Below are 17445 nucleotides of genomic sequence, written 5' to 3'. Positions count from 1 at the left end.
GGACGGAATTAAAAAAGGATTATTTGCTCTTTCAAATTACCACAACGGCACCGCTGCCCCGTCGCCGCCGGAATGCGTTTAACCTCACACGGACATAGGCTCGGTTCCATGACGATGAACGGACCGCGGCCGGGGCATGAGCACCCTGGCGGCCCCCGCCAGGGGCCGCTGCCCCGGCAGGCCAACCCGACGTGGCTGGGGCGTGTCCAGCCCGCGAACTACCAGCTGGCCCCTGCCAACGACGGCGGCCAGCTGCAGCCGGCACTGCCTCCCGCCGGGCCGGCGGGAGGCAGCCCGGGCTGGAAGAACGGCCGCGGTTCCGGCGTATTCGGCCTGGTGATGGCCGGCGGATTCCTGGCGGTCCTCTGCCTCTTCCTGGTGGTGCCCTTCCTGCTGGAAAGGACCGGAATCACCGGCTTTGCCATTGGTTTCGTGGCCTCGCTGGTTCCCCTGGGGACCGTATTGCTGACTGTGCGCTTCATCGACCGCTGGGAACCTGAGCCGAAACGCCTGCTGCTTTTCGCATTTGCCTGGGGAGCCGTCGTCTCGATCGCGGTGACGATGCTGATCCAGCCCTATTTCTCACTGGTGGCCGGGCCCGCCTCGGGACTGGACTATACGACGTTCGCCGTGACGGTCCAGGCGCCGGTGGTGGAGGAATTCGCCAAGTCCCTGGGGCTGCTGTTGCTCGTGCTCTTTGCCCCGAAACACTTCAACGGACCGGTCGACGGCGTGGTGTTCGCCTTCACGATCGCGGCGGGCTTCGCGTTTACCGAGAACATCCTCTACTTCGGCCGCGCCATCGCCGAATCCAGCGATCCCGGCACGGACCTCGCGGTGGTCTTCTTTCTCCGCGGGGTCCTCTCACCCTTCGCCCACGCCATTTTCACGGGTACGACCGGTCTGGTGATGGGCTTCGCCGCCGGCCGCGGGAACACCGGGCTGTCCGTGCTGGCGTTCTTCGCCGGCCTCGTCCCCGCGATGCTGTTGCACAGCGCCTGGAACAGCATGGGCCGGGACTTCCTGGGCCGGTACGTGATGGTGCAGGTGCCGATCTTCCTGCTGGCGGTGCTGGTGATCGCGCTGCTGCGGGTGGCTGAGCGCAGGCTCACGCGTCAGCGGCTGACGGAATACGCGGCCGCGGGCTGGTTTACCTCGGCCGAGGTCGACATGCTGGCCACCGCCGCCGGCCGCCGTTCCGCGCTGCGCTGGGCCAGGTCCACCGGGCGGGGCGTGCAGATGAAGGCGCTGCTCGATGCCGCGACCCAGCTCGCCCTCACCCGGCAACGCATCCTCAGCGGCCGGGACGTGCCGGCACACCAGCGCGATGAGCAGCACCAGCTCGCCGGGATCGCCGCGCTCCGGGCCGCCGTCGTCGGTTAGGGACCGGGGCAACCCAGCGTGGGCAACCGGGGAAAAGAAAGAACCCCGGCCAGGATGTCCTGGCCGGGGTTCTTCGGGGCACTGAGAGCTTACGCCAGCAGCGAGGGCTTGAGCTGCTGCAGCCGGCCCAGCAGGCCGTTGATGAACGACGGCGACTCGTCCGTGGAGAGCGTCTTGGCCAAGGCCACAGCCTCGCTGACCGCCACGCCGTCCGGGACGTCGTCGTTGTAGAGCAGTTCCCACGTGCCGATCCGCAGGATGATGCGGTCCACGGAGGGCATGCGCTCCAGGGTCCAGCCCTGCGAATAGGTCTCCAGGAATTCGTCGATGGCTACCTGGTGCGAGACCACGCCTTCGACGATTTCGAGGGTGTAGGGGTTGACGATCTGGTCTGTCTGCTCGCGGCGGGACTTCAGCACGTCGAACGCGGAGGCTGAGCGCTGCTCGGCCTCAAAGAGCACATCGAGGGCCCGGTTCCGGGCCTTACCGCGCGCACTCACTAGTCGTTGACCCGGCCGAGGTAGCTGCCGTCGCGGGTGTCGACCTTGACCTTGGTGTTGTTCTCGACGAACAGCGGCACCTGGATCTCGTACCCGGTTTCGAGGGTGGCGGGCTTGGTGCCGGCCGAGGAGCGGTCGCCCTGCAGGCCCGGCTCGGTGTAGGTGATCTCGAGGACGACGCTCGGGGGCAGCTCGATGTAGAGCGGGTTGCCTTCGTGGATGGCGATGTTGACCATCTGGTTCTCGAGCATGAAGTTGGTGGCGTCGCCGACGGTGGCGGCCGAGACGGTGAGCTGGTCGAAGTCGGAGGTGTCCATGAAGACGAAGTCGGCGCCGTCCTGGTACAGGTACTGGTAGTCGCGGCGGTCCACCGTGGCGGTCTCAATCTTCAGTCCGGCGTTGAAGGTCTTGTCGACGACCTTGCCGGACATCACGTTGCGCATCTTGGTGCGCACGAACGCGCCACCCTTGCCGGGCTTGACGTGCTGGAACTCGATGATGTTCCAAAGCTGGCCCTCGAGCTTAAGGACGGTTCCGTTCTTGATGTCGTTAGTGGTTGCCACTGTATCCTCTTAGTTTCTCTCTGGTTCCATCAGGCCGGTGCTATCGGCCGGACGATCTATGCCGGGCCGGCATGCCAAGCGGGCCGCCAGCGCGTATTTGTCAAAAATCCAAGATCTATTCTACCGGTTCCGGCGGACAGCTGCCTGACGCAGGCTCAGGACTGCTGTTCCAGGACGTCCCTGGCGCGCTGCAACGCAACGGTGGAGGCATAGATGAGGGCCGCGTCGGCGGACCCGGCGACGCGCAGATCCAGCGCCTTGGCGAAGGATTCGACGGCGGCGCCAATGTTCCCGCCGGCGAAGTAGGACCGGCCGAGGTGCTGGCGGACGGCGGCCTCCTCCAGGGTGCCCTGGGTCTCGGCGAGGAGTTGGCGGAACACCTCCACCGCCCGGTCGAACCGGTTCGAGACCCGGAGCACGTCCGCCTCGAAGATCCGCAGCCGGAGCGAGCCGGGGTCCTTGTAGCGGGCCTCGGCGAGGAGCTCGGCGGCTTCGGCCGCGTGCCCTTCTACGAGCCGGACCAGGATCAGGTCCCCTGGGTCTGTCGAGGCCGCCAGGGCCTCGGCCATGATCTCGTCATTGACGATCTGGGGCATCAGGGACTGCGGGTTGATCCGGATCCCGGGAAATCCCGCGTCCGGCCACTCGCTCGTGCCGCCCTTGACCATGTGCATCAGGAGGCAATCTCCTGGTAGGCGGCAAACAGCAGGGACGTGTCCGGGACATCGAGGATGCCGGGCCGGCCAACGCCGTCGAGCACCACGAACCGCAGCAGGTCACCGCGGGACTTCTTGTCCCGGCGCATGCCGTCCAGGAGGGCCTGCCAGCGGTCGCGGCGGTACGTGATGGGAAGCCCGAGGCTTTCCAGGATGCTCCGGTGCCTGTCGGCGTCGGCGTCGCTGAGCCGGCCGACGCTGCGGGCGAGCTCGGCGGCGAACATCATGCCCACGGAGACGGCGGCGCCGTGCCGCCAGGAGTAGCGCTCGGCGAGTTCGATCGCGTGGCCCAGGGTGTGGCCGTAGTTCAGGATCTCGCGCTGGCCGGTTTCCTTCAGGTCCTCGGACACCACCCGGGCCTTGACGCTGATGGCGCGTTCGATCAGTTCGCGCAGGATGTCCGAGCGCGGATCGGAAACCGCGGACGGGTCCTTCTCGATCAGGTCCAGGATGGCCGGGTCGGCGATGAAGCCGCACTTGATGACCTCGGCCATGCCGGAGATGATCTCGTTCTTCGGCAGCGTCTCCAGCGTGTCGAGGTCCGCGAGGACACCGGCCGGGGGGTGGAACGCGCCCACCAGGTTCTTGCCCTCGGCGGTGTTGATGCCGGTCTTGCCGCCGACCGAGGCGTCCACCATGCCCAGCAGGCTCGTGGGCATGTGGATGACCTTCACGCCGCGCAGCCAGGTCGCGGCGACAAAGCCGGCCAGGTCGGTAACAGCGCCGCCGCCGACGGCGACGATGGCATCGGAGCGGGTGAAGTCGTTCTGCCCCAGCACCTGCCAGCAGAACGAGGCGACCTCGATGTGTTTGCCCTCTTCGGCGTCAGGGATTTCTGCGGTCAGCGCGGTGAACCCGGCGGCGGCCAGCTCTTCCCGGACGGTGTCCCCGGTCAACCGCAGCGCACGGGGGTGGATGACCAGGACGCGCTTGACGCGCTCACCCAGCAGGCCCGGCAGGCTTGCCAGGAGGCCGCGGCCCACTACGACGTCGTAGTTCTCACCCGGCGTTTGTCCGGTGACTTTCATGACGGTTGATTCGGTACTCACTATTCAACTTCCTTTGTCGACGCCGGAGTGGGCACCGCCGCGGCCTTAGCCGCGGCGCGCTCCCCCAGCGCATCTTCCAGCCGGTGAGCCAGCTCCGGAACGCTGCCGCGCCGGACATCGAGGACGAGGTCGGCGAGCCGTTCGTAGACCGGCTGCCGGGTGGCGAACAAGGTCCGCCACCGGCCCATGGCGTCGCCGGCCAGGAGCGGCCGGCCCGAATTTCTGGCGATGCGTTCCGCCACAGTCTCGGCGTCGCATTCGAGGTAAACAACGGTACAGCGGCCCAGGAGCTGCTGCGTACCGGAATCAAGGACGGCCCCGCCGCCGAGCGAAATGACGGCGGTGCCGCCCTGTGCCTCTTCGATGGCCTGGGCCACGGCCCGGGCCTCCATCTCGCGGAAGGCGTGCTCGCCACGGCTGGCGAAGATCTCGGCGATCGTCCCGTGCTGGGCCACCACGAGGGCGTCGGTGTCCATGAAGGCGCACCCCAAGTGCTCGGCGAGCTGCTGTCCGATCGCCGATTTGCCCACGGCCATCGGTCCGATCAGGACCACCGGCCCAACGTTATTTGCCGCGGGCGCCGCCGCGGCGGAGGGCCCGTCGGTTTTCCCGGCCGGCACTAGTGGCCGATCGAGTCCAGGGACGCCGGAATGCTGTCCAGGTAACCCTTGATGTTGCGCGCGGTCTCCTGCACGGAGTCACCGCCGAATTTTTCCGCGACCGCTTCGGCGATCACGAGGGCCACCATAGCCTCGGCCACCACACCGGCGGCCGGCACGGCACAGACGTCGGAGCGCTGGTGGTGGGCCTTGGCGGCCTCCCCCGTGCTGACGTCGACCGTCCTGAGCGCGCGGGGTACGGTGGCGATCGGTTTCATGGCGGCACGGACGCGCAGGACATCGCCGATGCTCATGCCGCCCTCGATCCCGCCTGCGCGGTTGGAGGTACGGATGATCTTGCCGTCCGCGTCCTTGACGATCTCGTCGTGGGCGGCGGAGCCGCGGCGCGCGGCGGTAAGGAAGCCGTCGCCGACTTCAACGCCCTTGATGGCCTGGATGCCCATGAGGGCCGCCGCCAGACGCGAGTCGAGGCGCCGGTCCCAGTGCACGTAGCTGCCGAGTCCCGGCGGGAGGCCGTAGGCAAGCACTTCGACGACGCCGCCGAGGGTTTCGCCTTCCTTGTGCGCGATGTCGACCTCGGCCACCATGGCGTCCGAGGTTTCGCGGTCGAAGCAGCGCAGCGGGTCCGCGTCCAGGGCGATCACGTTCCCCGGCACCGGCAGCGGCCGGCCCTCCGGCACGGCGACGCTGGCGATGGATACGGTGTGGGAGACGAGCTCGATGCCGAGCTGCTTGAGGAAGGCCGCGGCGACCGTGCCGAGCGCCACCCTCGTGGCCGTCTCGCGGGCGCTGGCGCGCTCCAGGACCGGGCGGGCCTCGTCGAAGCCGTATTTCTGCATGCCGGTGAAGTCTGCGTGGCCGGGCCGCGGGCGCGTCAGCGGGGCGTTCCGGGCCTGGTCGGCCAGGATTTCGGGCTCCACGGGATCGGAGGACATGATCTGTTCCCACTTGGGCCATTCGGTGTTGCCGACCTGGATGGCGACGGGGCCGCCCTGGGTCAGGCCGTGGCGGACTCCGCCGAGGATCGTGACCACGTCCTGCTCGAATTTCATCCGGGCGCCGCGGCCATAGCCGAGCCGGCGGCGGGCCAGCGCCTCGCTGATGTGGGCGCTGGTGAGTTCCACACCGGCGGGCACGCCTTCAATTATTCCGACCAGTGCCGGGCCATGGGATTCTCCGGCAGTCAACCAACGCAACATACATTCCATCCTGCCATGTCGGGCGGTTAGAACACTCGTCGGGGCGCCCCGACTGCGTCACACATCACATCTGTGACTCCGGCAGGGAGGGCCTCGCCCAGCCCGGTGAAGTGCCGTACCTGCTCCACGGCCTGGTAGATCAGCATTTCCAGTCCGGGGACCACCGTGCCACCGGCTTCCTGCCAGACCGCGGCGATCCGGCTGGGCCATGGATCATAGGCGACGTCCAGGAGGACGCCCGGGCTGCCATGCGGAGGCAGTTCTCCTGGACGTTTCGCCGCCAGCTCTTCGGCTAGTTCCGCGGCCAGTGCGTCTGCCGCGCGGGGCGGCAGCGTGGAGATGACGACGTCGGCCGCGGCGACGGCGGCTGCCGCCCCGGCGAGGGGAAGCACCCGGATGGGGACGCCGACGGCGGCGGAGGCCGCGCGGGCCTCTGCCACACGGCTGACATCGCGGACGAACACTTCGGCGGACACCGACCCCAATTCCTTGAGCGCCGCGATGGCTGCTGCCGCGGTCCCGCCCCCGCCGAGGATCACGGCGGTGGGCGCCGAGGCTGCCCCCGCGTGCCGGAGCGCGTTGACGATCCCGGTGACGTCGGTGTTGTACGCGACCAATCGCGTGTGGCCAGCACTGCCGCCGTCGGATTCGAACGCAACCGTGTTGACGACCCCAAGGGCGCGCCCCACGCCACGGACCTCGTCCACTTCCGCCACCATGGCCGATTTGAGCGGCATGGTGACCGACAGGCCGCGCCAGGAACCCTCAGCGCGCACCTCGTCCCTGACCTGCCTCATAAAATCGGGCAGGGCGGCCTCGGTCACGTCAATGGCGGAGTAGGCGATATCCACGCCCAGGTGGGCGTACGCGGCCCGGTGCAGCGCGGGCGACTTCGAATGGCTGATGGGATGCCCGAGGACGGCCGCCCGCAGCGTCATACGCAGCGTCCCGGGTTGGCCTCGCACCAGGCGTTGTACTGCGCCACGTAGCCGTTGTGTTCCGCCAGCGTCTTGGAGAACTTGGTCTCCTTGGTGTCCAGGTTGATGGTGACCCAGTAGAGGAAGCTGTTGGACTTGGGCTTGGCGGCGGCGTCAATGGCCGTCTTGCCGGGGGAACCGATGGGTCCGGCGGGCAGCCCCTGGTTGGCGTAGGTGTTGTAAGGGTTCGACTTGTCAGCCTTCTGGACCTCGTCGATGTGGAAGCTGCGGATGCCCAGGCCGTAGGTGACGGTGGCATCGGACTGGATGAGCCCGTTGGTCTCGGTGTTGTTGGGCTTGAGGCGGTTGTAGATGGCGCCGGCGACGTCACCATATTCGGCCTGGCCACCTTCGGCCTGGACGATGCTGGCCACCGTCACGACGTCGTACTGTTTCGCGGGATCGGTAACGCCCTGGGCCTTGAGTTCATCCTGGGTGCTGCCGACGAGCTTCTGCAAAATATCCTTGGCGGAGGAGCCCAACGGGAAGCGGTACTCCCCCGGCGCCAGGTAGCCCTCGAGGTTCTTGGCTTTGGCCGGGACGCCGAACTGCGCGGGCGCATCGCTGAGCGCTTTCAGGTCTTGAACAGGAATCCCGGTGCCCTCGGAAATCGCCTGCAGGGATTCGCCGATCCGCAGCCCGGCGCTGAGCGCAAAGTACATGACCTTGCTCTGGCCCTTGTTGAGCAGGACATCCACGGCATCGGAGTTCTTCATTTCCTGGCGCATCGAGAACGTGCCGGGGTTCAGGGCACCGCCGGAAGCGGTGAACTCCTTGAGGAAGGTGTCCGCGTTGGCCACGACCTTTTTCGACTGAAGTTCGGTGGCCACGGACCGCGTTCCGGCGCCGGGTTCGATCGTGATGGTGACTTCACCGGTTCCGGGGCCGGGGTAGTCGGCCATGGTGTCTCCGCCGAGGAGGGGCTTGAGGAACTGTGCGCCGACGGCGATTGCGACGACGAAGACCGTCAGGGTCAGCACCAGTGCCAGGAAGCGGCGCCGCCTGCGGACCTTCTTGGACGGTCCCTTGTCGTAGCGGGCTGCTCCGGCCATCAGCTCCTCGCCCGGGTCGCCGTGGTACTCGGCCTCCGGGTGCGGCTGTGCCTGGGGGTCACCGGAGTTGCCGTAGAGATGGTGGGCCTCGTCGTGGGGGTGCGGAGCGTAGCCATCGTGGACGCCGGCGTCATGGGCAGCCGCATCGTGGCTGGAGCCGTAGCCGAGCCCGCCCGCTGACGCATAGACGACGTCCTCGTGGCCAGCGTCTTCGCGGACGGGCTCCTCGCGGGAAGGTACTTCGTGGACAGGTACATCGCGGACAGGGATCAGCTGCGTGAAGTCTTCGTGCACCGGCTCTTCGTGCACGGGCTCTTCGCGCACGGCTTCTTCGCGCACGGGCTCTTCGCGCACCGGCTCTTCACGAACGGCTTCTTCGTGCACGGTCGGTGCCGCGTCGGGAAGTTCCGGTCCGGACTGCGGCAGGCTGTCCTCTGCCGGTGCCGGCGTTGGTGCCGGTGCCGGCGTCGGAACGTCCGGTCCCGCCTCAAAAGCCTGCGGCGGGATCACGTTGTGGCCCTGGGTGGCCAGAAGCTTCTCCCGGGCCCGGATTTCTTTGCGCGTCAGCGGTCGGCCGGCGCCACCAAGGGCGTCACCGGAGGAGTCATCACTGTTGACCGGGCTCACTGTAGCCTTCCATGTTCTGAAGAGTGCGTCTGTACTGCCGGGCCGGTCTGTGCGCCGCCTCCGGTCGGCCCCGGCGCAGACTCCGCGTACACGCGGTTTCCGACCTCCGTTCCCCTGGCCTTTTGCATATCAATCGCATGTTGCAGAATACCTGCCGCCGCAACCTGATCAACAACTGTACGGTGATTCCTGCTGCTCATGCCAGCTTCGTGCAGGTTGCGGTGGGCGCTCACGGTGCTGAGCCGTTCGTCAACCAGGCGCACGGGCACCTCGGATCCGGCGTCCTGCAGGGCCAGTACCAGCAGCTGTGCGTACTCGGTCGCCATCCTGGCGGAGGCGTGCTCTTCGCCTTTCATGGTGCGCGGCAGTCCCACGAAAATCTCCACGGCGCCCAGTTCCGCGGCCAGGGCGGCCAGGATTCGCACGTCGGTGTTCTTTTTCACGTTCCGCGCCAGAGTGCGCAGCGGCGTCGCCAGGATTCCGTCGGGGTCGCAGACGGCCACGCCCACACGGACGGTGCCGACGTCCACCCCGAGCTTCACGCCCCGGGGATAGACGCCGGCCACAGCAGCTTCAGACACGTGGGATCCGCTATCGCCTGGTAATGGCGTCCACGACAGCGCCGAGGGCAGCACCGACCTTGGCGGCGTCGGTCCCGCCGCCCTGGGCGACGTCGTCCTTGCCGCCACCACCGCCGCCGAGGATGCCTGCGGCGAGGCGCACCAGGGCACCGGCCTTGACTCCGGCTGCCCGGGCGGCTTCGTTGGTGGCGATCAGGATCACGGGACGGTCGTTGCTGACACCGGCTACCGCGACGGCGGCGGGCTCGGACCCGAGACGCGTCCGCAGGTCCAGGGCCAGGCCGCGCAGGTCGTCCGCGCCGCTGACCTGGCCGGCGTCGTGCGCGATGACCTTGACGCCGGCGGCATCCTGGGCGGTGCCGACCAGCTGGGCTGCGGCGGCCGTGAGCTGCTCCTTGCGCAGCCGCTCGAGTTCCTTCTCGGCCGTCTTGAGCTTGGTCAGGGTGCTGGAAATCCGGTCCGCGAGCAGCCCGGAGGGAACCTTCAGCATTTCCGTGAGCTCGGTGACGAGCGCCCGCTCCGCGGCCAGGTGCCGGAACGCGTCCATGCCCACGAAGGCTTCGACACGGCGGTTTCCTGAGCCGACCGACTGTTCGCCGAGCAGTGACAGGCTGCCGATCAGCGAGGTGTTCTCGACGTGGGTGCCGCCGCAGAGTTCCCGGGACCAGGCGCCGTCGATTTCCACGACGCGGACCTCGTTGCCGTAGTTCTCGCCGAACAGTGCCATGGCGCCGAGCGCCTTGGCCTCGGCGAGCCCCATGATCCTGGTTTCCACCTGGAAGTTGTTGCGGATGGCGATGTTGGAGACTTCCTCGATCTCGGACCGGGTGGCGGCGCTCAGGCCCTCACCCCAGGCGAAGTCGAAGCGCAGGTAGCCGGCCTTGTTGAAGGAGCCGCGCTGCAGGGCCTCCGGGCCGAGGATCTGGTGCAGGGCAGCGTGCACAATGTGCGTGCCGGTGTGGGCCTGCTCAGCGGCGTGGCGGCGTTCCCGGTCCACGGCGGCCTGAACCAGCGAGTCGGCACCGATTTCGCCTTCGCGGACGATTGCCTTGTGGACGCTGAGGCCCTTGACGGGGCGCTGGACATCCAGGACCTCGACGACGAAGCCGTCGCCGGTGATCAGCCCGGTGTCGGCAGCCTGGCCGCCGGCTTCGGCGTAGAACGGCGTCTCGGCCAGGACCAGTTCGATTTCATCGCCGGTCGAGGCCTGGGCGACCTTCCGGCCGCCGGAGAGGATGCCGCGGACCTTGGACTCGCCCTGGAGCTCGGTGTAGCCGGTGAAGACTGTCTCGCCGGCGGACAGCAGCTCCTGGAACGCGCTGAGGTCAGCGTGCGACCCCTTCTTGCCCTTGGCGTCGGCCTGGGCGCGCTGGCGCTGCTCGAGCATGAGCTTGCGGAACTCGGGCTCGTCGACTTTCAGCCCGGCCTCTTCGGCCATTTCCAAGGTGAGGTCGATCGGGAAGCCGTAGGTGTCATGCAGGGCAAAGGCGTCGGCGCCGGAGAGCGGCTGGTTGGCGGCCTTGGATTCCTTGACGGCGTCCTCGAGGCGGGCGGTGCCGGAGGCGATGGTGCGCAGGAACGCCTTCTCTTCGGCGTAGGCAATCCGGCTGATGCGTTCGAAGTCGGTCTCGACGATCGGGTAGACACCCTTCATGGCGTCCCGCGAGGCCGGCAGCAGTTCCGGCAGGCAGGCTTTTTCGACGCCGAGCAGGCGCATGGAGCGGACGGCCCGGCGGATCAGGCGGCGCAGCACGTAGCCGCGGCCCTCGTTGGAGGGGGTCACGCCGTCGGCGATCAGCATGAGGGCCGAGCGGATGTGGTCGGCAACGACGCGCATGCGGACGTCGTCAGTGTGGTGCGGGTCCTCGGCGGACTCCGCGGAGGTGTATTCCCGGCCGGAGAGGGCCGCGGCCCGGTCGATCACGGGGCGGACCTGGTCCGTCTCGTACATGTTCTCGACGTCCTGGAGGATCATCGCGAGGCGCTCCATGCCCAGGCCCGTGTCGATGTTCTTCTTGGGCAGTTCTCCGGTGATGTCGAAATCCACCTTGGAGCGGACGTTGTCGATCTGGTACTGCATGAACACGAGGTTCCAGATCTCGACGTAGCGGTTTTCATCGGCGATGGGGCCGCCCTCGACGCCGTAGGACGGGCCGCGGTCGTAGTAGATCTCCGAGCAGGGACCGGCGGGGCCGGGCTGGCCGGTGGACCAGTAGTTGTCGGACTTGCCCATGCGCTGGATCCGCTCGGCCGGCATGCCGGTGTTCTTCAGCCACAGCTGCTCGGCCTCGTCGTCCTCTTCATAGACGGTGACCCAGAGCCGCTCCGGCGGCAGTCCGTACCCGCCGTCGTCCACGCTGGTGGTCAGGAGCTCCCACGCGAACTTGATGGCGTCTTCCTTGAAGTAGTCGCCAAAGGAGAAGTTGCCGCACATCTGGAAGAACGTGCCGTGGCGGGCGGTTTTGCCCACTTCCTCGATGTCACCGGTCCGGATGCACTTCTGCACACTGGTGGCCCGCTGGTAGGGGGCCTCCTCACGGGCGGTCAGGTACGGGATGAACGGGACCATGCCGGCGACCGTAAACAGCAGGGACGGGTCGCTGGAGACCAGGGAGGCGGAGGGGACGGCGGTGTGCCCCTTGCTGACAAAAAAGTCGATCCAGCGCTTGGTGATCTCCTGCGACTTCATGAGCTGTTTTCTTACCCTTCAATATTCACTGCGTTATGTGGCCCGCGTCTGTGCTGCGCGGGACAAGCTGAGGACCGGCACTGATCCGGGCCCGTCAATCTGGTACCCGTCACCGGGGGCGTCGGCGCGCCGTCACCCCCGGTGACGGGCACCTTACTTACTAATTCTCTCCCGGCTAGCGCCGGACCGCATCCCGGCGGGCGACAGTGCCGCCGGCGGCGAGGTCCGTTGCCGTCTCGATCCCGAGGGCCGTGCGGAGTTCTGACTCCCGCTCGCCCATGCCATCGCGGACCGCATCGGCGAAGTCGAGCAGGCCGTCCGTCAGCCGTCCGACGGCCCGGTTCAGGCCTTCGGGGCCGAGGGCGGACTGCGCTTCGGTGACTTTGCGGAAGGCGATAACGCCGATCGCGACGCCGATTCCCATCCAGATGATTCTGTTCATGTCAGGTGCTCCCGGAGGGTTTAGCGGCTGCGGCGGCCGGTGGCGGGCTTTTTGCGGGTGCTGAAGGCGGAGCGCACGCCGTAGCTGAAGGCTGCCACCTTGATCAGCGGCGAGCCCACGGTGGCGGCCATGAGCGAGGACAGCGCCGAGATGTTGGCGGAGGCGTCCGAGACGTTCGAGGAGATGCCGTCAACCTTCTTCAGCTGCTCGTTGGTGGTGGTCACCGTCGCGGTGACCTCGTCCATGAGCGGGGTGGCGCCGTCGCTGATGGAGCGGATGGTGGTCCGCATTTCGTCGAACACTCCCCCGAGCTTCAGGATCGGCACGGCGAGCAGCAGGACCAGCAGTGCAAACACTCCAGCCGCGATCAGGCCGGCAATATCGCCACCAGACATAGACACTCATCTCCTTGAACTGCAGTGGATACCTGCTTGTTGCGTCGGGTTCCGACGGTTTCGCCGACAGTTAAATCCGGCAAGCCGAACCGGCTCCCGGGGAACTCCCCCAAGTACCTTACATACAAAGAAGCCCGCGGCGCTTGCCACGGGCTTCTTTGTAGGTGATGCCTTTTGAATTAGCGTGCGTAGAATTCCACGACGAGCTGCTCTTCGCAGGTCACGGGGATCTCGGAGCGCTTGGGGCGACGCACCAGGCGGGCCTGCAGGGCGTCAAGCTTGACGTCCAGGTAAGCCGGAACGATCGGCAGGACGTCGCGGTGAGCGCCGGCTGCTGCAACCTGGAACGGAGGCATGGTCTCGCTGCGGCTGTGAACGTGGACCAGCTGGCCCTCGCCGACGCGGAAAGACGGGCGGTCAACGCGGATGCCGTCAACGAGGATGTGGCGGTGCACAACCAGCTGGCGGGCCTGGGCGATGGTGCGGGCGAAGCCAGCACGCAGCACGAGGGCGTCGAGACGCATTTCGAGCAGTTCGATCAGGTTTTCACCGGTCAGGCCCTTGGTGCGGCGTGCTTCTTCGAAGGCACGGGTCATCTGGGCTTCGCGGATGCCGTACTGGGCGCGCAGACGCTGCTTTTCGCGCAGACGTACGGCGTAGTCGGAGTCCTGCTTCTTGCGGGCACGGCCATGCTCACCGGGGCCGTACGGGCGGCGCTCCATGTACTTGGCGGCCTTGGGGGTCAGAGCGATGCCGAGTGCACGCGAAAGGCGTGCGGTACGGCGAGCACGAGTGTTGTTAGCCACTTGTGTCCTTCCAATATCTGCGGTGTGTCAGTGTTACTGGCCTCCACGATGGAGAGCATCGGCCAACCGCTGCCTTTTGCTACTGGGCACAGGGCAACCCTCATCGAACCGAAGTTTCCATGGATTGTGCGTCCGTGCCTTGCCAGACAACGGTCCAGCCTACCAGATCCGGCCGGCGGACCGAAGTCAGATTCTGGCGTGCGCTCCCCGGACACCGCTGCGCCCGAAAGACGCCGCGCCCAGGAATTCCACGGCCACGAACGGTTTCGGGCCCACCACCCATTCGTCGTGTCCCGGCGGAATCGCGTAGGTGTCGTTGGCGTGGATCGTGGAGCGCAGCCCTTCGGCCGTTTCGACTTCCATTTCACCGGAGATGCAGAAGCCGAGATGGTGGTGCAGGCAGACGTCGGTCCGCTCGTAGGGTCTGGTGTTCTCCGACCACCGCCAGCCCGGGCCCAGGATCAGCCGGGCCACCGAGTAGTCGTTCACTGTGCAGAGGTCGAATTCGGCCTTGTCCGGGCACCGTTTCTTGTCCGGCACATCGAAGGACTTCACTGCCATGGCTGTAACGAAGTTGATACTCATGGGACACCTGCCGGGGACGGGACGGGAACGCTCGCGCTGGATGAGCTGGGTTCGAGCGAAGCCAGCTGCCGTTCCGGGGTCCGGAACGAGGGAGCCAGCGATGTGACTGCGCTGTCCCCTGCGCCGCACGGACGGTCAGCAGATCCATGCCGCCGTAATTCCACGTTAGACCTCTTGGCCCCTATGTCAACGGCGGATTCCGGCGCCACGGGCCGCCGCCGACCAGCCGCAGGTCACGGGCGTTCACTTGCCGCCCACGTGCCTTTCAGGTGCCGCGGATGATCCTCCGAAGCCGCTCGAGCCGGGTGGCGATGTCGCGTTCGGCCCCGTTGCCGGTGGGTTCGTAGTAGTTGCGCCCGACGAGGTCGTCCGGCGGGTACTGCTGCGTGGCGACGGCGTGCGGGGCATCGTGGGCGTACTTGTAGCCCTTGCCGTGGCCGAGCTGTTTCGAGCCCGGGTAGTGGGCATCGCGAAGGTGGGCGGGGATGCCGTTCCCGAGCCCGGCGCGGACGTCGGCGATGGCCTGGTTAATGCCCATGTACGCGGCGTTGGACTTCGGCGCGGTGGCCAGATGCACCACGGCCTCGGCGAGGATGATGCGGCCTTCCGGCATGCCGATCAGCTGTACGGCCTGGGCCGCCGCGACGGCGGTCTGCAGCGCAGTCGGGTCAGCCATGCCGACGTCCTCGGCCGCCGAGATCACGATCCTGCGGGCCACGAACCGGGGGTCCTCACCCGCCTCCAGCATCCGGGCAAGGTAGTGCAGCGCGGCGTCGACGTCGGAACCCCGGATCGACTTGATGAACGCGCTGGCGACGTCGTAATGCTGGTCCCCGGCCCGGTCGTAGCGGACGGAGGCGACATCCAGGGCGCGCTCCGTGTGCTTGAGCTCGATCTTCACCGGGGCCGCCTCGGGCGCCCCGCTGGCTGTGCCGGCTACGACTGCGTCAGTGTCGTCCGCGTCCCCGAACGCGACGCCGGCCGCCGCCTCGAGCGCGGTCAGCGCACGCCGGGCGTCCCCGCCGGAGAGCCGGACGAGGTGTGCCAGGGCCTCGTCGCTGAGTTCCACTTTGCCGCCGAGCCCGCGGTCATCCGTTGCGGCCCGCAGGAGAAGGCCCTCGACGTCGGCGTCGGTGAGCGGTTTCAGGGTCAGCAGCAGCGAGCGGGACAGCAGTGGGGAAACGACGGAGAAGGAGGGGTTTTCGGTGGTCGCGGCGACCAGGACCACCCAGCGGTTCTCGACGCCGGGCAACAGGGCGTCCTGCTGGGCCTTGTTGAAGCGGTGGATCTCATCCAGGAACAGCACAGTGGTGGTCTTGAACAGGTCACGGGCGGTCAGGGCTTCGTCCATCACTCGGCGGACGTCCTTGACGCCGGCGGTGATGGCGGAGAGCTCGACGAACTTCCGCCCTGGGCCCTTGGCAATCACATGGGCGAGGGTGGTCTTGCCGGTACCCGGAGGACCCCAGAGGATCAGTGAACTGGGACCCGCGGGGCCGGTGGCGTCCGTGCCGGCGGCGAGCTGGCGCAGCGGCGAGCCTTGGCCGAGGAGGTGCTGCTGGCCCACGACATCATCGAGGGTGCGGGGCCGCATCCGGACGGCGAGGGGGCTCCGCGGGGAGACTCGGCGGCTCTCGCCGGTCTGGTCAGCGTCGCCGTCATCCTCGGTAGCGGCGCCGCCGTCCCGCCCTGCGCCAAAGAGATCATCCACATAGATAGGCTACTTCTAGTTCCCGCTTGCCCAGACACCCTCATAACGGAGACCCGCGCCATGACAACCCCCGACACCCGTGTGGCCTTCGTCTCCGGCGACCGGCTGCCGGGCTGGGTGGACCGCTTCGCCGCGAGCCACGGCGCACTGGTGGAGGAGGAGCTCGACGACGGTCTGCAGCTGCGCGCCGCCGACGGGGCCGTGGCTCTGCTCCGGGCGCCGTGGCCGGCGGACGGCCGTCCTGGGCGCGGCGGCGACGCCGTCGCCCGCCTCGCTTCCCTGGCGTCCCAGTCGCGGGGCATCGGGGCGGTACTGGTCCGCCGCGGCGGTTACTCGGTGGCGGTGGTCAGCGGCGGCGCCGTGCTCGCGTCGAAGACCGGTACACGGCATGTCCAGTCCCGGACGGCTGCGGGCGGCTGGTCGCAGCAGCGCTTTGCCCGGCGCCGGGCGAACCAGGCCGATGCGCTGGTGGAGGCCGTTGCGGAGCATGCCGGGCGGATTTTCGCGGGGCACCCGATCGAGTATCTGGCTCCCGGCGGCGACCGGACCCTTGCCGAGCAGGTCCTCGCCGAACCGGTGCTGAAGCAATACGCGGCACGGCCGAGGCTGGCGTTCCTCGACGTCCCGGATCCGCGCGCCGCAGTGCTGAAGAAGGCGGCCAAGGACCTGTGCGCGGTTCGGATCCTGGTGACGGATCCACCGGAGTAGGGACGACTTGAGCAACGGCCCTGCCGGCCCCTGTTACGGACTGTCCGGCAGCGCGCGCAGGAATCAGCCGTGGTGTCGGCGGGACTGCCAGGCCGAGTAGCCCAGCCACCCCAACCAGATGCCCGATGAACGATCCGTTTACGGAACCCACTACGGGACCTTTTTGGCCCGCTCTGTGACTTAGAGCCGCGGTGAAGGGAAATTGCGTCTGCAGCAAGGTCTCCAGGTGGGCCGTTCCGAACCCTCTGGGCACGGTCAGCTAGGCTCCGGACTATGCCTTCCTCCTGGACCGTTCTGATCTCACTTCACGCAATCGCCGCCAGCTACTCACTGATTTTCGGAGCCATGAACCTGCTGCGCAGGACCAAAGGCGGCCGCGTTCATCGGATCGTGGGCCGAATCTGGGCTGCTTCCATGTATGTCGTGGTGCTGACCTCGTTTGGAATCAGAACCATCGACGGCGGGTTCAATTGGCTCCACGCACTCTCAGTGCTGACGTTCTTCACACTAACAGCGGGACTGTGGGCCATCTGGAAGAGAAACATCAGGGCCCACCGCAGTTTCATGACGGGCAGCTACTTCGGTCTGATCGGCGCCTTTGTGGGCGTTCTGGCAGTGCCCTCGCGCCGCATTCCCCAGCTCGCCATCCACGAGCTCCCGCTGTTGGGTTTGTTGATCCTGGTCCTGCTGGGCACAGCCGCACTCACTCTCATCGGCATCGCCCAGCTCCGCAAAACACAGACGGTCCCCATCACCTAGTCCGGCCGGATACTCGCGGTGTGGGGACCAAGAGCCGGAACAGGAAATTGCCTTACTCGTGGAGCTGGCAGCGAGTTCCTGGC

The 17445-nt window shown here is 67.4% G+C and carries 18 protein-coding genes; 3 read left to right on the top strand and 15 right to left on the bottom strand.

Translation table 11 applies throughout. The annotated features are described in order from the left end of the window. The first annotated feature begins 108 nt into the window (after window positions 1–108). Window positions 109–1383 (top strand): PrsW family intramembrane metalloprotease, encoded by a 1275-nt coding sequence (locus tag AC1DDH_RS01375; protein ID WP_476954697.1) that lies wholly within the window; start codon window positions 109–111, stop codon window positions 1381–1383. Between the two features lie 89 nt (window positions 1384–1472). Here the strand turns inward: AC1DDH_RS01375 and nusB are convergent, their stop codons facing one another. From nusB to AC1DDH_RS01300, 15 genes are all read right to left on the bottom strand, one after another. Beyond that, on the bottom strand, window positions 1473–1883 hold the full coding sequence (gene nusB / locus AC1DDH_RS01370; RefSeq protein WP_018773145.1) for a transcription antitermination factor NusB: 411 nt from the start codon (window positions 1881–1883) through the stop codon (window positions 1473–1475). After that, a complete protein-coding gene (gene efp, locus AC1DDH_RS01365) occupies window positions 1883–2446 on the bottom strand; it encodes an elongation factor P (RefSeq protein ID WP_018773146.1) in 564 nt (187 codons plus the stop codon). Before efp ends, nusB begins: the two co-directional genes overlap by 1 nt. A gap of 155 nt (window positions 2447–2601) precedes the next feature. Then, on the bottom strand, window positions 2602–3120 hold the full coding sequence (locus AC1DDH_RS01360; RefSeq protein ID WP_476857080.1) for a tetratricopeptide repeat protein: 519 nt from the start codon (window positions 3118–3120) through the stop codon (window positions 2602–2604). Then, window positions 3120–4211, bottom strand: a complete 1092-nt coding sequence (gene aroB, locus AC1DDH_RS01355; RefSeq protein WP_476954696.1) for a 3-dehydroquinate synthase — start codon at window positions 4209–4211, stop codon at window positions 3120–3122. Before aroB ends, AC1DDH_RS01360 begins: the two co-directional genes overlap by 1 nt. Beyond that, window positions 4211–4765, bottom strand: a complete 555-nt coding sequence (locus tag AC1DDH_RS01350) for a shikimate kinase (protein ID WP_476949410.1) — start codon at window positions 4763–4765, stop codon at window positions 4211–4213. The genes aroB and AC1DDH_RS01350 overlap by 1 nt, the downstream gene beginning before the upstream one ends. 65 nt (window positions 4766–4830) lie before the next feature. Then, the gene (gene aroC, locus AC1DDH_RS01345; protein WP_476872422.1) at window positions 4831–6030 is read right to left on the bottom strand and encodes a chorismate synthase; all 1200 of its coding nucleotides are present in this window, start codon (window positions 6028–6030) and stop codon (window positions 4831–4833) included. Between the two features lie 26 nt (window positions 6031–6056). Beyond that, window positions 6057–6968: a shikimate dehydrogenase gene (locus AC1DDH_RS01340; protein WP_476954695.1), complete on the bottom strand. Its 912-nt coding sequence runs from the start codon at window positions 6966–6968 to the stop codon at window positions 6057–6059. Further along, a complete protein-coding gene (gene mltG, locus AC1DDH_RS01335; protein WP_476954694.1) occupies window positions 6965–8686 on the bottom strand; it encodes an endolytic transglycosylase MltG in 1722 nt (573 codons plus the stop codon). The genes AC1DDH_RS01340 and mltG overlap by 4 nt, the downstream gene beginning before the upstream one ends. After that, window positions 8683–9267, bottom strand: a complete 585-nt coding sequence (gene ruvX / locus AC1DDH_RS01330; protein ID WP_223916695.1) for a Holliday junction resolvase RuvX — start codon at window positions 9265–9267, stop codon at window positions 8683–8685. Before ruvX ends, mltG begins: the two co-directional genes overlap by 4 nt. A gap of 10 nt (window positions 9268–9277) precedes the next feature. Then, the gene (gene alaS / locus AC1DDH_RS01325) at window positions 9278–11956 is read right to left on the bottom strand and encodes an alanine--tRNA ligase (protein ID WP_476857084.1); all 2679 of its coding nucleotides are present in this window, start codon (window positions 11954–11956) and stop codon (window positions 9278–9280) included. Between the two features lie 175 nt (window positions 11957–12131). Next, the gene (locus AC1DDH_RS01320; protein ID WP_253906754.1) at window positions 12132–12398 is read right to left on the bottom strand and encodes a DUF6167 family protein; all 267 of its coding nucleotides are present in this window, start codon (window positions 12396–12398) and stop codon (window positions 12132–12134) included. Between the two features lie 20 nt (window positions 12399–12418). Beyond that, the gene (locus AC1DDH_RS01315) at window positions 12419–12793 is read right to left on the bottom strand and encodes a DUF948 domain-containing protein (RefSeq protein ID WP_018773156.1); all 375 of its coding nucleotides are present in this window, start codon (window positions 12791–12793) and stop codon (window positions 12419–12421) included. A gap of 179 nt (window positions 12794–12972) precedes the next feature. Then, a complete protein-coding gene (rpsD, locus tag AC1DDH_RS01310; protein ID WP_018773157.1) occupies window positions 12973–13599 on the bottom strand; it encodes a 30S ribosomal protein S4 in 627 nt (208 codons plus the stop codon). Window positions 13600–13785: 186 nt separating this feature from the next. Then, on the bottom strand, window positions 13786–14184 hold the full coding sequence (locus AC1DDH_RS01305; RefSeq protein ID WP_028276474.1) for a cupin domain-containing protein: 399 nt from the start codon (window positions 14182–14184) through the stop codon (window positions 13786–13788). Window positions 14185–14449: 265 nt separating this feature from the next. Further along, on the bottom strand, window positions 14450–15895 hold the full coding sequence (locus AC1DDH_RS01300; RefSeq protein WP_476857085.1) for a replication-associated recombination protein A: 1446 nt from the start codon (window positions 15893–15895) through the stop codon (window positions 14450–14452). 60 nt (window positions 15896–15955) lie between these two features. Here AC1DDH_RS01300 and AC1DDH_RS01295 point away from each other — a divergent pair, with 60 nt between their 5' ends. Together AC1DDH_RS01295 and AC1DDH_RS01290 are read left to right on the top strand one after the other, a co-directional pair. Beyond that, window positions 15956–16603 carry an acVLRF1 family peptidyl-tRNA hydrolase gene (locus tag AC1DDH_RS01295; protein WP_476954693.1) on the top strand — a complete coding sequence of 216 codons (648 nt, stop codon included), beginning with the start codon at window positions 15956–15958 and terminating at the stop codon, window positions 16601–16603. Between the two features lie 273 nt (window positions 16604–16876). Continuing rightward, entirely contained in the window at window positions 16877–17362 is a 486-nt protein-coding gene (locus AC1DDH_RS01290; RefSeq protein ID WP_476872418.1) for a DUF2306 domain-containing protein, read from the top strand. Window positions 17363–17445 lie beyond the last annotated feature (83 nt).

Source organism: Arthrobacter sp. 10T425, assembly GCF_056393985.1.
Note: the sequence above shows the minus strand (reverse complement) of the source record. Positions and strands in the feature narration are given on the sequence as shown.

Bases quoted from the DNA above. Each gene is read 5' to 3' on its own strand.
- AC1DDH_RS01375 (WP_476954697.1), top strand. From the start codon at position 109: ATGACGATGAACGGACCGCGGCCGGGGCATGAGCACCCTGGCGGCCCC.
- AC1DDH_RS01360 (WP_476857080.1), bottom strand. From the start codon at position 3,120: ATGCACATGGTCAAGGGCGGCACGAGCGAGTGGCCGGACGCGGGATTT.
- aroC (WP_476872422.1), bottom strand. From the start codon at position 6,030: ATGTTGCGTTGGTTGACTGCCGGAGAATCCCATGGCCCGGCACTGGTC.
- AC1DDH_RS01340 (WP_476954695.1), bottom strand. From the start codon at position 6,968: ATGACGCTGCGGGCGGCCGTCCTCGGGCATCCCATCAGCCATTCGAAG.
- alaS (WP_476857084.1), bottom strand. From the start codon at position 11,956: ATGAAGTCGCAGGAGATCACCAAGCGCTGGATCGACTTTTTTGTCAGC.
- AC1DDH_RS01320 (WP_253906754.1), bottom strand. From the start codon at position 12,398: ATGAACAGAATCATCTGGATGGGAATCGGCGTCGCGATCGGCGTTATC.
- AC1DDH_RS01315 (WP_018773156.1), bottom strand. From the start codon at position 12,793: ATGTCTGGTGGCGATATTGCCGGCCTGATCGCGGCTGGAGTGTTTGCA.
- AC1DDH_RS01305 (WP_028276474.1), bottom strand. From the start codon at position 14,184: ATGAGTATCAACTTCGTTACAGCCATGGCAGTGAAGTCCTTCGATGTG.
- AC1DDH_RS01295 (WP_476954693.1), top strand. From the start codon at position 15,956: ATGACAACCCCCGACACCCGTGTGGCCTTCGTCTCCGGCGACCGGCTG.
- AC1DDH_RS01290 (WP_476872418.1), top strand. From the start codon at position 16,877: ATGCCTTCCTCCTGGACCGTTCTGATCTCACTTCACGCAATCGCCGCC.